This is a genomic window from Pontibacter sp. HSC-36F09 (assembly GCF_024171605.1).
Classification (GTDB): domain Bacteria; phylum Bacteroidota; class Bacteroidia; order Cytophagales; family Hymenobacteraceae; genus Pontibacter.
In genome coordinates, this window is sequence record NZ_JALKAA010000002.1 from 114,116 (window position 1) to 128,344 (window position 14,229).

General features: G+C 49.8%; 12 protein-coding genes. 5 read left to right on the forward strand and 7 right to left on the reverse strand.

Annotation, left to right across the window (positions count from 1 at the left end):
- Positions 1–8: 8 nt before the first annotated feature.
- The 3 genes from L1278_RS06590 to L1278_RS06600 all read right to left on the reverse strand — a co-directional run bounded on the left by L1278_RS06590 (position 9) and on the right by L1278_RS06600 (position 2,626).
- On the reverse strand, positions 9–608 hold the full coding sequence (locus L1278_RS06590; RefSeq protein ID WP_253402145.1) for a YceI family protein: 600 nt from the start codon (positions 606–608) through the stop codon (positions 9–11).
- A 416-nt stretch (positions 609–1,024) separates the two neighbouring features.
- Positions 1,025–1,711 carry a deoxyribonuclease V gene (gene nfi, locus L1278_RS06595; RefSeq protein WP_253402147.1) on the reverse strand — a complete coding sequence of 229 codons (687 nt, stop codon included), beginning with the start codon at positions 1,709–1,711 and terminating at the stop codon, positions 1,025–1,027.
- A gap of 225 nt (positions 1,712–1,936) precedes the next feature.
- Positions 1,937–2,626 carry a hypothetical protein gene (locus L1278_RS06600; RefSeq protein ID WP_253402149.1) on the reverse strand — a complete coding sequence of 230 codons (690 nt, stop codon included), beginning with the start codon at positions 2,624–2,626 and terminating at the stop codon, positions 1,937–1,939.
- Positions 2,627–2,773: 147 nt separating this feature from the next.
- On the opposite strand from L1278_RS06600, the gene L1278_RS06605 reads away from it, so the two are divergent.
- Both L1278_RS06605 and L1278_RS06610 read left to right on the forward strand, forming a co-directional pair.
- Positions 2,774–3,460 (forward strand): dienelactone hydrolase family protein, encoded by a 687-nt coding sequence (locus tag L1278_RS06605; protein ID WP_253402151.1) that lies wholly within the window; start codon positions 2,774–2,776, stop codon positions 3,458–3,460.
- Positions 3,461–3,578: 118 nt separating this feature from the next.
- Complete coding sequence (locus L1278_RS06610; RefSeq protein ID WP_253402153.1) at positions 3,579–4,208, forward strand: phosphoribosyltransferase; 630 nt, start codon at positions 3,579–3,581, stop codon at positions 4,206–4,208.
- Between the two features lie 16 nt (positions 4,209–4,224).
- Here L1278_RS06610 and L1278_RS06615 read toward each other — a convergent pair whose 3' ends face one another.
- The 3 genes from L1278_RS06615 to L1278_RS06625 form a co-directional block, all read right to left on the reverse strand.
- A complete protein-coding gene (locus tag L1278_RS06615; protein WP_253402155.1) occupies positions 4,225–4,695 on the reverse strand; it encodes a T9SS type A sorting domain-containing protein in 471 nt (156 codons plus the stop codon).
- Entirely contained in the window at positions 4,696–5,586 is an 891-nt protein-coding gene (locus L1278_RS06620) for an SGNH/GDSL hydrolase family protein (protein WP_253402157.1), read from the reverse strand. It lies immediately after the preceding gene.
- 86 nt (positions 5,587–5,672) lie between these two features.
- Positions 5,673–6,551 carry an SGNH/GDSL hydrolase family protein gene (locus tag L1278_RS06625; protein ID WP_253402159.1) on the reverse strand — a complete coding sequence of 293 codons (879 nt, stop codon included), beginning with the start codon at positions 6,549–6,551 and terminating at the stop codon, positions 5,673–5,675.
- A gap of 281 nt (positions 6,552–6,832) precedes the next feature.
- On the opposite strand from L1278_RS06625, the gene L1278_RS06630 reads away from it, so the two are divergent.
- Positions 6,833–9,034, forward strand: a complete 2,202-nt coding sequence (locus L1278_RS06630) for an NADP-dependent isocitrate dehydrogenase (RefSeq protein ID WP_253402161.1) — start codon at positions 6,833–6,835, stop codon at positions 9,032–9,034.
- Between the two features lie 65 nt (positions 9,035–9,099).
- Here L1278_RS06630 and L1278_RS06635 read toward each other — a convergent pair whose 3' ends face one another.
- Complete coding sequence (locus tag L1278_RS06635; RefSeq protein WP_253402163.1) at positions 9,100–9,960, reverse strand: DUF3667 domain-containing protein; 861 nt, start codon at positions 9,958–9,960, stop codon at positions 9,100–9,102.
- A gap of 297 nt (positions 9,961–10,257) precedes the next feature.
- On the opposite strand from L1278_RS06635, the gene L1278_RS06640 reads away from it, so the two are divergent.
- The gene (locus L1278_RS06640) at positions 10,258–13,182 is read left to right on the forward strand and encodes a DEAD/DEAH box helicase (protein WP_253402165.1); all 2,925 of its coding nucleotides are present in this window, start codon (positions 10,258–10,260) and stop codon (positions 13,180–13,182) included.
- Positions 13,183–13,291: 109 nt separating this feature from the next.
- Positions 13,292–14,218, forward strand: a complete 927-nt coding sequence (locus tag L1278_RS06645) for an NmrA family NAD(P)-binding protein (protein ID WP_253402167.1) — start codon at positions 13,292–13,294, stop codon at positions 14,216–14,218.
- The last annotated feature ends 11 nt before the right edge of the window (positions 14,219–14,229 follow it).

Sequence of the window (14,229 nt, forward strand, 5' to 3'; positions counted from 1 at the left end):
AGAGTTCGTTAGTTTTTTGAATAAGAAGAAACAGGCTGGAAATTTGCCTTGAAGCTCAGCTTCAGCTCGTTGCCGGTCTTTACTGTGCCTAAAAGTGCTGTGGGTGGTTTGATGCCAAAGTCCGTGAATTTGATGTTCGCTTCGCCCGTCAGCTGTACCAGGCCGGGTTTTGTGCTGGACGCCACGTTAAAAGTTACTGGCTTCGTGGTGCCTGCAATGGTCAGGTTACCGGTAGCCTGAGCGCGGTTGTTGTCCAGGGTGCGGAAGGAGGTCAGGGTAAACACGATATCAGTGTGCTTGCTTGCCTTGAGCGACTCATAAGCGATCTCATCCATTTTGGCTGTGCCGCTTTTGATGGACTGCGTCTTCATGGTCACGGAAGCAGCCTTCACATTTTTAAGCGTGGCACCTTCCAGTATCATTTCAGCTGTACCCTGGGCCTGCGCCGATGTCATTTCCCAGTCGTGGATGGTAGAGGTACCGTTTACCTTGAGTTCGGGCTTGCCGGCCAGTTTGTACTGGTCCTGGGCGAGCAGTGTATTGCCTAGGCTTAATCCTAAAAGGATGCTAAACAAATTTAGCAATTTTATGGGGTTCAAGATTTTCATGATACAGGCGGTTAAGTAGTTGCTATTTGTGTTATTTCTATGATGCAAAACTATAGTAGCCTGGCTCCGGAAAGTATGACATCGGACACTTCAATAGATGACTTTGGATAGCTTTTAAAATGACGAATGATGGTAATAGGAGGTAAAAGTCGGTTTATAGCCCGATTCGTTACATTTTCGGTACTTTGGCAGTAGCCAGCATAGGTCTGCTGCTACACTTTGTGCATAAAATGAGGGCTAAGAATTGAGAAAAAGAATGGCCTGGCTGAGGGAGCATCCAGGCCATTCTTTTTGAACGCTGGAGTTTGCGTTGCTTTTGTTGTTATAAATGATTGAGTATCTGTAGGCTACCGGGTAAGGCGCAGTCTGAAATTTGCTGGACCAGGAAAGTGCAAAAAGGGAACAGGTATATTCAATTACTTTACTTCACTCTTAAACACCGCCGCATAATGATCTGCCAGCCTTGTCGGCTCTGGTAGCTTGTGTTTCACTGCACAGGCCATGGCGATCTCCGTAGCCGCTGCCAGATCCATCAGGTGACCTGCGGAGACGAACACGGGCTTTACATTATCTTTAGTGCGCAGCACGTTTCCGATCAGTTCGCCTTTGTACTCCAACGGCGAGACAGCGCCTTTGTGCATGTCCGGCTCCTTATACCTGCCGACGAGCACTTTCTTGGCCACACCCATGGTAGGCTTATTTAATTGCAGGCCCAGGTGGGTGGCTATACCTAAGCGACGGGGGTGGGAAATGCCGTGACCGTCCACCATGATCAGGTCGGGTTTCTGCTGTAGCTTTTCGTAGGCTTTGAGCAGGTTAGGCGCTTCTCTGAAAGAAAGGAAGCCCGGAACATAAGGCAGCTCCACTTCTCCATAGTGCCATACTTTCTCCAGCACCTCCAACTCCGGGTATGAGAGCAGCACAAACACCGACAGAATATGGTCCTCCCCCACAAAGGAGGAATCACAGCCGGCAATCAGTTTCAGGTCGAAGTCAGGCTTTTGGAGAATGACCCGCTGCTGCATTTCGCGCTGCTGCTCGGTCAGGCGAGCAAGCAAGGCAGGGTCGGGAGCAGGCTGATCGAAGCGTCGGTAGTAAGGCATTTTTGAATGAGTGAGTTAGTGAATGAGTGATGGAGTGAATGAGTGATTGAGTGAGTTTTATCTCGTTTGCTTGAGAATACGTTAGGTATAGCAGTGCGTTCAAATCTTGATGGATCTTTTACTGATTCTTCCAAGCCATCACCATCATTAGGCTCATAGATTTTTTTGCTCAATTGTCCATTCACTCCATCACTCAATCACCAACTCACTCAATCGCTCAATAACTTAAGCACTGCAGGGGTAGATAAGTTTAGCAAAGAGCAGGAGCCATTGGCCGTCTACGTGGCCGAAGTGAAACTCAAAAGAGGTGGCGGTGTGCAGCACGGATCTTTGCAGAAGCGGTAAAGTGGCCTTGATCTGTTTGATTTCCGCCTCTGACAGGCTGGCGTAGTCCCAATAACCGCTTTTCTGGAACTTGGCAGGATCAGACACAAAGCACCCGTCCTTGCTATAGCCCGACTGGCCTTTGTCGTAATCCAGATCAGCGCAGTCGAAGGTTGGCCAGGCTTCTTCACGCAGGTCACAGGTTTTTACTTCGTCGCGGATGGTGAAGAAAGACCTGTCTTGATACTCCCGCTTGAAATCCCGGATGTCCGTAATACGCGTCATCCTGGGCATGGCTCCGGGCTGTTCTATGATCCAAAGCCCGTGGTCCGGGTGGATGAATAAATTGAGTGTGGTCGTATCAGAAGCCTGCAGAGCCGTCATGAAAAGGGCGAATGCCTGCCCGAAAGAAACGGAGTCCTGGTTTGGAGCGCTATCCCGGCGTATGTGCTCTTCCTGCACCTCTTCCAGGCGCTCGAGCTCTTCGGCACGCTGCTCCGTCATGCTCTGCTCGGTGTCTCCTGATCCGCAGGAGGCTATACCTGTCAGAAGTGGCAGGCAGGCCAGTAAAGTGAAAATAGTACTACGCATTGGTCTCAATCTCAGGTATAGCCTCTATACGGCGTTTTGGCTGATGGGGCTTCCACCTGATGAGCTATGACAGGTATTGCTTTTAACTATTGCCATACCAGGACGTAAATTAAAGTAATAGAAGCTTCACTAACGAAAACAAACTTGATGGTAAATTTCATATACAAAGACAGCCTACAGCTAAAGGCTGGAAATGAGCAGCTGACCGCAGATCTGGCTGTGCCGGAGAATGCAAAGGGACTCGTGATTTTTTCACATGGCAGCGGGAGCAGTCGCCTCAGCTCGCGCAACCGATTTGTGGCGGAGCACCTGCAGCGCTCCCGCTTTGCTACGATGCTTTTCGACCTGCTCACTGAAGAGGAGGACCAGCGCCAGGAAAACCGGTTTGATATAGCGCTGCTCACCACACGCCTGATCGATGCCGTGACATGGGTACAGCAGAGCGAATACACGAAAGACCTGCACATCGGGCTGTTTGGAGCGAGTACCGGAGCTGCCTCGGCGCTCAGTGCCGCTGCTGCACTTGGCGGTGATATTATCGGTGCGGTGGTAAGCAGGGGTGGTCGCCCAGACCTGGCCGGTGAAGTGCTGCCTGATGTGCAAAGCCCGACGCTGCTAATCGTAGGCGGCCTGGATGAAGAGGTGCTTGATCTGAACAGGTGGGCACAGGACAGGTTGCAATGCTTAAAAGATCTGGAGATCGTACCCGATGCTACGCATTTGTTTGAAGAGCCCGGAGCGCTTGAAATGGCCGCCCAACTGGCAACTGACTGGTTCCGGAAATACCTGGAGCCCGGCAAACAGCACCCGTTGAGAGAGTTAGAGAGGGAGTGAGTTCTGATTGAGTGAATGAGTGATTTATTTTGTGTGTCAACACTCAACAATTTAACCATTCAACAATTTTACATTCACTCATTCACCAACTCACTCATTCACTCAATAAAAAAACGCCATGGAAATGATACCCAACAGACAAGTTGCCGCAGAGTTGCTGGCTGATCGGCTAGAGTACTACAGAGGGCAGAAGGGGGTGGTGCTGGCTATACCTCGCGGAGGAGTGCCGGTGGCAGCGCCCATTGCCCGCCGATTGGGCATGCCATTGGATGTGATCGTTTCCAAGAAAATCGGGCACCCCGCTAACCCGGAGTTTGCGATTGGAGCGGTGAGTTTGGAAGATGTGGAGGTCGATAAGCGGACCGACGTACCAGCGGAGTATATTCAAGCGGAGGTAGAGCGAATAAAAACAAGTCTGCGCCAAAAGTACAGGCTCTTTATGGGCAACCGTCAGCCTGTTGACCTGCACGATCGCATTGTGATCATTGTGGACGATGGTATCGCCACTGGCAAGACACTGCTATCTACTGTAAACATGGCCCGGCACAAGCAACCCCGCAAGATTATAATAGCAGTGCCTGTCGCCCCACGAGCCGCTATCAAGCAGTTTGAGGCGATTGTAGATGAAGTGGTATGCCTGCTGGTGCCTCCCATGTTTCAGGCGGTTGGGCAGTTTTACCAGGAGTTTGAACAGGTGAGTGATGAAGAAGTGATTCGCCTGCTCAGGCAACAGCATGATGAGCAGTAGCAGGTATAGGCCGCCCTTAGCGGTCGATCATGAGGTGGCGGATGAACGCCCTGCCTGGCAGTGAGGCTCGTACCATATACATGCTGCCGTCACTTAGCTCGGATGTGTTGAGTAACTGTATGAAATTGCCGCGGTTATCAGCTTCCGCTTCATATTCCTTTACCAGTTTTCCCTCCAGGGTATAGATCGAGATGTTGAACTTCTCCATAGGCTGCAAGGCCAGCATTTGCACCGTAACCGGGTGGCTGCTTTTGGTGTGGGTCGGGTATACCCGCATTTCTTCGGTCGCTGCCTGTATCAGGCTCACGGCCAATACTGATGAGTAGCTCTCTGTACCATCAAAGTCCACCTGGCGGAGGCGGTAGTAGTTGACGCCGTTGCCAGCTTCTTTATCCTGATAGGTATAGCTTTGGGGAAGTGATGTAGTACCGGCCCCTTCTACATGACCAATGGAATCAAATTCAGTGGCGGACTGCCCTCGCTGCACCTAAAAAAATGCGTTGTCCAGTTCCGAGGCCGTTTCCCAGTCCAGTTGCACACCGCTCTGTGTGGCTATACCTTTAAAGCTGTGCAGCTCGACTGGCAGTGGAATGATGATCTCGTTCATGATAGCATCAAACCAGACTTGCGCCATTTTAGCTTCTCCAAGCTTATTGGGATGCAGTCCATCGAAAGAGTCGCCTCGGCCTGGTACCGAATTAGGATTTTGGGCGGGATTGAATCCAGTGTTCTGGTCTACTAATACTACCTGGGAATCCGGATAGCGGCTATCGCTGTTTAAGGATGTCACAAGGGCTGGTAATTGTTCATTGAAGAGCGGAATCTCCTTACTAACCTCATTAAGGTCTGGATTATCTGGATTGGCGGGAATAAGCCGGGCCATAAGGATCAGGACTGCCGGGTTCTTTTCCCGCAGGACTTCAACTATTTGTCTCAGATCGGTCAGCGTGCTTTCAATGGATTGTTTCTGGAACAGGTCGTTTGTGCCCAAATGCAGCAGTACAAGGTCCGGCTTATGCGCTTCAGCCCATTTAGCAATGTTGTTTCCCTCTCTGCCATTCAGTATTTCATCAGCCCGCCATCCCCAATGGCCTTCGTTTCTGTTGCTGAAGGTTTGCCCCTCATAATCCTGAAAAGGAGGGTTGCCGCCGTCATTCTCTGTCTGAGAACCTACAAACTCAAAGTTTACGCCCGCATCAATCAGCTTCATCCACAGAGGATACCTGTAGCTGGCAAGCTCCCTATTCCCCTGCGTAATCGAATTGCCCAGTGGCATAATTCTGACTGACTGAGATTGCGGATAGGACTTGAAACTCAAAAGTAAGAACGGGATAAGGAAGTAAGCCTGTTTTCGGAAAAGTGTGAGAACGGAACGCATAGAGCTGTAAGCTAAGTGGTTGGTGCTGAGTAGCTCATAAAACGTGCGCAACGCTGTTGAGTTGCGCTTAGTTTGGGCATCAGATGCTATTGTCCTGTCTCTCTGCGGTGGCGTTGTGCTGCTAAATTGTGCAATGCCTCTTCATTTGCCTTTATGGCATCATACCAGCGCTTAGCAATGAATTTTTCGCCTTCCGTATTCGGGTGCAGCGCGTCGTAGGTAAGGGTAGACGGATTGTAGCCGGAGTTTATGTCAACTACGATAATTGGAGATTTCTGAGTTGAAAGGCGTGTTGCCAGCGCAGGAAGCAGGGATACAAAGTGCTGGGTAGAATCCACGTTGGCGTACTGCGCAGGTATAGGGGTGATCTTGGCCAGCAGGATTGCGACATTCTCATTGTCGGCACGCAACTGCCCGATGATTTGTTCTATTCTGTTGATAGTGCCATCTGTCGGTTTGCTATGGATCATGTCGTTGGTGCCCAAGTGCATCAACACTACATCCGGGGTATAGCCCTTCAGCCAATCACTCAATTTGCCCTTGTCGCGCTTGTATTGGGTTGGTTTTTCGTAACCGTTCAGGAGGTCAGTGGTGGCCCAGCCCCAGTGCCCTTCGTGTTTATTCGTGAAAGTCTGCCCCTTGTAAGTTTCTCCCATCTTAGGTGAGGCCACATCGGCGCCTTGCTCCGTATTGGGAGCATCCCGGTACCAGTTCGTGTTCATGGAGCCCACAAACTCAAACTTCACCCCGGCATCTACCAGCATCTTCCAGAGTTCATACCGGTAACTGGGGTTAACCTCTCCTCCCTGTGTGATGGAGTTACCCAAAGGCATGATTCTGAGCGATATACTTTCCTGCTGTGGCTCTATTTCTTCCTTGGTCTCGTCGTCTGTACAGGCTGTAGAAAATAGGATAAATGAAAGGAGTAACAGATATCTAAAGTCGATCTTAAGTTTCGAAAACATAATGTGTATTACAGATAATTAGTAAGAGAAGCACAGTGGCTAAAAACGAGAAGTATGAAATTCGGTTGCATTTCGGCTCTGCACGCAACCTGATTATTGTCCAATTTCACAAAAATGCACCTGTATTGAACAGTACAAATGAAACACCCGGGGAAGGTTTAGCCTTATCAAAAAGACTCTTATATTTGCTTCTTAAACTAGCGTGGGGAAAATGGTATTACCGGCTGAGAAAAAGCGGTAAGCTCAGTTCCTCGAATCTAACTATTTAAATACTGACCTACATGACGACAAAATCATCAAAAATCATTTATACCATTACAGATGAAGCGCCTGCCCTGGCAACGCGTTCTTTCCTGCCGATTGTGCAGGCCTTCACAAAGGCTGCCGACATCGAAGTAGAGACCAGAGACATTTCGCTGGCTGGCCGTATCATCGCGGCTTTCCCGGAGAATCTTTCTGAAGAGCAGAAGCAGTCTGACGACCTCGCATACCTGGGCGACCTGGCCAAAACGCCGGAAGCCAACATCATCAAGTTGCCAAACATCAGCGCGTCTATACCGCAGCTGACAGAAGCGATCAAAGAATTACAGTCGCAGGGCTACAACATACCTGACTATTCAGCTGAACCTACGCGCTATGCCAAAATATTAGGTAGCGCCGTAAACCCGGTGTTGCGCGAAGGTAACTCCGATCGCCGTGTGGCCGACGCCGTGAAGCAATATGCCAAAAAGCACCCACACTCCATGGGCAAATGGTCATCTGACTCTAAAACGCACGTGGCCCACATGAACGGCGGCGACTTCTACGGCAGCGAGCAGTCGGTAGTAGTTGACAAAGCAACGGATGTACGCATCGAGTTTGTAAGCGCCAACGGCGAAACCAAAGTGCTGAAAGACAAAGTTGCCCTGAAGGCCGGTGAAGTAATGGACTCGTCTGTGATGAGCCGCAATGCACTGCGTTCGTTCCTGGAGAAAGAAGTAGCAGAAGCCAAAGAGCAAGGTATACTACTTTCGCTGCACCTGAAGGCGACCATGATGAAGGTGTCTGACCCTATTATGTTCGGCCATGCAGTAACAGTGTTCTTTAAAGATACTTTCGCAAAGCACGCAGCTACGTTCAAAGAACTAGGCGTTGACCCGAACAACGGACTGGGCGACGTATACGCTAAAATTCAAAACCTGCCAGAAGCGCAGCGCGCTGAAATTGAAGCTGATTTGAAAGCTGAGATGGCAAACCGTCCGGAACTGGCGATGGTGAACTCTGATAAAGGCATCACCAACCTGCACGTGCCAAGCGACGTGATCATCGACGCATCTATGCCGGCAGCGATCCGTTCGTCTGGCCAGATGTGGGGAGCTGATGGTAAATTGCACGACACAAAAGCCATTATACCTGATCGCTCGTACGCGCAGATTTATCAGGAAGTAATCCAGTTCTGCAAAGAGAACGGCGCTTTCGACCCGACGACGATGGGCACAGTGCCGAACATCGGTCTGATGGCGCAGAAAGCAGAGGAGTACGGCTCGCACGATAAGACCTTTGAAATATCAGCTGCTGGTACCGTGCGCATTGTTGATGCAGAGGGTAACGCCCTGATGGAGCAGAAAGTAGAGGAAGGCGATATCTTCAGAGCCTGCCAGACAAAAGACCTGCCTATCCAGGATTGGGTGAAACTGGCGGTTACAAGAGCCCGCATCACAAACACACCTGCTATTTTCTGGCTGGACCCGCAGCGCGCGCACGACGCCAACCTGATCCAAAAAGTAGAGAAATACCTGCAGGACCACGACACAAATGGTCTTGAGATCAAGATCATGTCGCCGGTAGAAGCAATGCGCTATACCTGTGAGCGTGCTAAAGCGGGCAAAGACACCATTTCGGTAACGGGCAACGTACTGCGTGACTACCTGACCGACCTGTTTCCGATCATCGAACTGGGCACAAGCGCGAAAATGCTTTCTATTGTTCCGTTGCTGGACGGCGGTGGCCTGTTCGAGACTGGTGCCGGTGGATCTGCACCGAAGCACGTGGAGCAGTTTGTAGAAGAGAACTACCTGCGTTGGGATTCACTGGGTGAGTTCCTGGCCCTAGCAGTATCGCTGGAAGACCTCGCTTACAAAACCAAAAACGAGAAAGCAGAAGTACTGGCTGAAGCCCTGAACAAAGCAAACGCTGAGTTCCTGGAGAAAGACAAATCGCCGGCCCGTAAAGTTGGCGGCATCGACAACCGTGGCAGCCACTTCTACCTGGCCATGTACTGGGCTCAGGCACTTGCCGAGCAGACCAAGAACCAGGAGCTGAGAGACAAGTTCTCGAAGCTGGCGCAGGAGCTGACCGACAACGAGCAGAAGATCGTAGATGAGCAAATTGCCGCCCAAGGCAAGCCCGTTGACATCGGCGGTTACTACCACCCGAACGAAGAGAAAACCAGCAAAGCCATGCGACCTAGTGAGACGCTGAACAAGGCTTTGGGGAGTTTCTAAGGAAGTGTAAAGAGTAAAAAAGAAAGGCTGCCTGAGCGATCGGGCAGCCTTTTTTGTTTTATACTTTACCCTCCAATCGAATGCATAATCTTATAGAACATCAGAATTCGGTAGCTCTGCAGGCCAATCATCAATAAAACCAACACCAAAGCAGCTCCTGCCAATGCTCTGCCAGCACTTATTCTATAAAAACGCCTGGATGCTAGCGCAAAATAGATGGCAATAACAAGGCCGTGAAAAGAGGTATAGTATACATCAAAGGACGAAGAGTAACCCTCAAGATGAAGCAAGTAAGTGAGAGGCTCGCCAATCACCCACTTGCCTAGCGTGAAAAAAAGCAATACAAAAGAAAAAACGTAACTCGCAAAAATCAGGTGCTCAAACAAGTGGCGCTTTTTATTTGCAAAGCAAATGATGGAGGTGAGGGTAATAACAGGTATAAAATAAACGATAAAGGCCTTGGATTGGCTCGCCATTTTTTCATTGAACAGGCTTGCCAAGCTATCAATATTTACCCCTTGGGCAACCATTCGGTTGATAGTCTCTTTTGTGCCAAATGTGATATAAGGGTCGAAGTTGTAGAAGGTGAAGAAGCTGGAGGCAAATATGTTGTTCTTTCCTGTCAGCAAAAAGAAAATCAGGTTGCAGACCACAAAAAGCTGCAGCGGCTTCATGTACGCCACGCGTCGGCCTTCTAGAAAATGGAGCGGCAACTGACCAGGCTTGAGAAACAGCAACTTAACCGTTCTGAAAAACTTGCCATCGAAATGGGTGATGCCCTCCAGTAGTTCCTCTAGAAAATGCTTGATGGAGAACTCGTGCGGGTCTACTTTTTTCTCGCCGCAGGCACCGCAAAACTTATCGTCCATTGGCTTACCACAGGAAACACAATGCTGTGCACTGGAGGGAATTATGTTTTTTGCCAAATCGCTAGTGGTACTTAGTGATTGTGTTTCCATTGTTCAAACTTATGTAAAGTGAAAGCAATTTTTCGCTGTTGACCAAATAATAGACATAGACTAAATTATAAAATTCTGATTTTAAATACAATAGTTGTGTCTGGTCTCTCTATAACGCAACTGTTATGGTGTTGACTTCCCGTGTCATCTTAGTTCTGTACTTCCTTCCAAACCAAACAACTAAATTCTCTCTTCTCATTTGCTTAACTTTGAAGTTAAGGTATAGCCAACTTTTTATGTATAGCGGCGGCCTGAGACGCAAAAATGGAAGAGCAACACCCCCCGTTCGAACCTTTTGACAGCACCGACGACCCGGAGTCGCTTTTTGCCGCATACCTTTCTTCTCAACCACAGCTGTCTGGAAGTTCTGCCGATTCACGAACGATCATTGTGATTGGCAGGCACCGCTACTACAACCTGTTCAGTGCGCAGCTTGTCTCCTGTAACTTAAGCAGCACAGGCGAACTTAAGGCGCCTTTTGCGGTGCTGAATCCGCTTGAACTGGTGTGGCGGACCGAAAAGCCGGAGGAGTTGAAGTTCTACAGTGCCATTGCCCGCTTTCAGAGCTTCTACGAAAAGTCAGCGACCGATACAGCCAGTCTGAAGGCACTGGTGCGCAACCCGCTGCGCTATACCTTCTATCTCCACGATAGCAAAGTTTCCGAAAAAATAACCGCGAAGTCGCTTACGCCTGTGCAGGTCACGCAACCCAGTGTAGACTTTAAAGTGCGCATCAGCCTGAGTAGCGATATGTTCAGTATCACCAGCGATCTGTTTGTAAACGGCGCCTACTACCCTCTAAGCCGCATCAAGGTCCGTTTCGGCCACTTCCTGGTAGCTGACGATGCCTGGCACCTGTGCTCCAACCCACAGCTGCCTGCTGTGGTGGCTTATTTTAAAAAGCACGACCAGGAACTGCATTTGCCGCATGATGCCTTCCTGCAATTTCAGCAGCAGGTGCTATCCAGGATAGATACGCATGTGCCCGTGGAGTATACCTACCTGAAGCCCGCCACCAAAGCGCAATTGAGGAGCAGGGGCTTTAACCAGGAACTGGAAAAGGTGCTATACCTGATCGAGTCGGAGAATTATGTGCTGCTGCACCCTTTCATGCGCTACGGCGAAATCGAGATCCCGCTGCTGTCGAATAAGCTGATCTATGACCAGGACAACATGGGCAGGCCGTTTTTTGTGGCGCGCAATACTGAGGCGGAAGCAGCTTTTACCAAATTGCTGATACAACAGCACCCGCACTTCTGGGAGCAGCTCGACAACATGCTCGACTATTTTTACCTGCACAAGGATAGGTTCCTGGATGAGGCGTGGTTTCTCAATGCCTTCGACAACCTGGCTGCGCACGGGGTGACCATTCTTGGCTTCAACGACCTGCAAGGCAACAAGCTCAACCAGCACAAAGCCACGGTGGACATTCAGGTAGACAGCGGTCTGAATTGGTTTAATGTAACCATGCAGGTGAAATTTGGCCGCAAGAAGGCTTCGCTGAAGCAGCTGAAGAAAGCAGTTGTGAACAAGAGCAAATACGTGCTGCTCGACGATGGCACCATGGGCATTATACCTGAGGAGTGGCTCCAGAAGCTAAAAGTCTATTTCGACACAGGTATAGTAGAGGAGGAATTGCTACAGATTCCCAAAACGAAATTTGCCGTGCTCACGGAGCTGTTCGAAGACTATATGCTGAACGAGCAGGTACACAAAGAGCTGTGGTGGTACCAGACACAGCTGAGCAACGTGGAAAACATCGCTCCTATACCTGCACCGGCCGGACTACAAACCACTTTGCGGCCTTACCAATTGCAGGGCCTGAGCTGGCTCAACTTCTTAGACGACCTGCAGTTTGGCGGCTGCCTCGCTGATGACATGGGTCTGGGTAAAACGGTGCAAATTATAGCCTTTATGCTGATGCTGCGCGAGAAACGGGAGCGGCAAACGCACCTGCTGGTCGTGCCTACGTCGCTTATACCTAACTGGCAATCCGAGCTGCAAAGGTTCGCGCCATCGCTCCAAGTGAACATACACCACGGCCCGAACAGGGCAAAGGACACAGACGCTTTTCAAAATTATGATGTGGTGATCACCACCTATAACACCCTGCTTGCTGACATTGTCTTTCTGAAGAAATATAGGTTTGGCTATACCTTCCTGGATGAGTCGCAGAACATCAAAAACCCAAATTCGCAACGCTATAAGGCAGCCTGTCTGTCACAGTCCTTTAATAGAATAGTGCTCACAGGTACACCATTTGAAAACAATACCTTCGATATTTACGCGCAGCTTTCCTTTGTCAATCCCGGTTTGCTGGGCACCCGGACCTACTTCCGGAATACCTATGCTATGCCCATTGACAAGTTTAAGGACAGGAGAAGTGCGCAGGCCTTGCAAGAGAAGATTGGTCCGTTTGTGCTGAGAAGGACAAAAGCCGAAGTAGCGAAGGAACTCCCCGACAAAACAGAGATGATTCTCTACTGCGAGATGGGTGAGGAGCAACGCAAGGTATACGACACCGCCGAGCAGGAATTCAGGGACTACATTAACGCCAGCGGAGAAGAGGAGCTAACCAAGCACCCGATGCACGTGTTGCGCGGCATCACCAAACTGCGCCAGATCTGCAACTCTCCTTTACTTACCGGCGATACCAAACTTTTCTCCGATACTTCTGCCAAGATTCAGGTGCTTATGCAGCAGATCCAGAATATAACGCATCACCACAAGGTGCTGGTGTTCTCTCAGTTTGTCGGTATGCTCGACTTGATTAAAGCGGAACTGGTAAAGGGAAATATCAAGTACTCATACCTCACCGGCAGTACCCGCAACAGAGGTGAGGTCGTAAACCAGTTTCAGTCAGACGAGGAGATCCGTGTGTTCCTGGTTAGCCTGAAAGCGGGCGGCACAGGGCTTAATCTAACCGCAGCCGACTATGTGTTCATCGTGGACCCGTGGTGGAACCCGGCCGTGGAGAACCAGGCCATTGACCGGAGCTACAGAATAGGGCAGGAGAAGAAAGTGATTGCCGTGCGGCTAATTTGTCCCAATACGGTGGAGGAGAAGATTCAAATCCTGCAGCAGAGCAAATCCAAACTAGCCACCGATCTGGTAACGGCTGACAACAGTTTCTTTAAGTCACTCACCAAAGACGATTGGCTTAATTTGAGTAGCAATAGCGGTAGCTAGAGAGCTTTTCTAAGGTATACTATACCCAAGGCAGCTTTATACTTACTGTATAAGACCGCAACTTTTCCTACAAAAGCCTGTTACAAATTACAAAGGCAAGCAGGCAGCTATGGAAAGTACTAATTCTCCGGATTCAAAATCATCGACAATTGTAGTAGCGGGAGCCACAGGAGACTTAGGCGGGCGTATTGCCAGGTCGCTCCTGGAGAAAGGAGCCAATGTAAGAGTACTCGTCCGGCGTGATAGTGATGCCGCTAAAGTGAATGCTCTGCGAAGCTCAGGCGCAATTATCTTTGAAGTGGATTACCACAATAACGCTGACCTGACAAAGGCCTGTGAGGGTGCAACGTGTGTGGTTTCAGCTTTGTCGGGATTACATTACGTGATGGTAGGTATACAAAGCCTGTTGTTAAATGCAGCCGTAGCAGCCGGAGTGCCTCGTTTTATACCTTCAGACTTTGCCATTGATTTTACAAAACTGCCCTATGGCAATAACCGAAACCTCGACCTTCGGAAAGAATTTAGAGGGCGATTAGACAAGACGCCAATTGCTGCCACTTCCATACATAACGGTATGTTTGCAGATCTGCTTACCGGGCAGGCGCCTATTGTCCTCTTCCCGCTCAAGCGCGTGATGTACTATGGAAATGCCGACCAGTTGCTGGACTTCACCACCATTCAAAACACAGCTGATTTTACCGCAGCCGCTGCGCTTGACCCCACCACACCACGCGATTTGCGGATTGCCGGCGATGTGCTCAGCGCCCGTGGCTTGAAAGATGCTGCTACTGAAGCTACCGGAGAAAAATTTAGCCTGTTCCGTGTTGGCGGACTTGGCTTATTCAATACCATCATTAAAGTCACTAAAGCACTCACACCGGGTAGTCAGGAAGTTTTCCCGGCCTGGCAGGGTATGCAGTACATGCGCGACATGTTCAGCGGATTGCCCAAACTAGAACCCCTGGATAAAGACCGCTATCCAGAGGTCAAATGGACCAGCGTAGCCGAAGTGCTGGCAATGCTAAAGGGTGACTGAAGATGATGGTA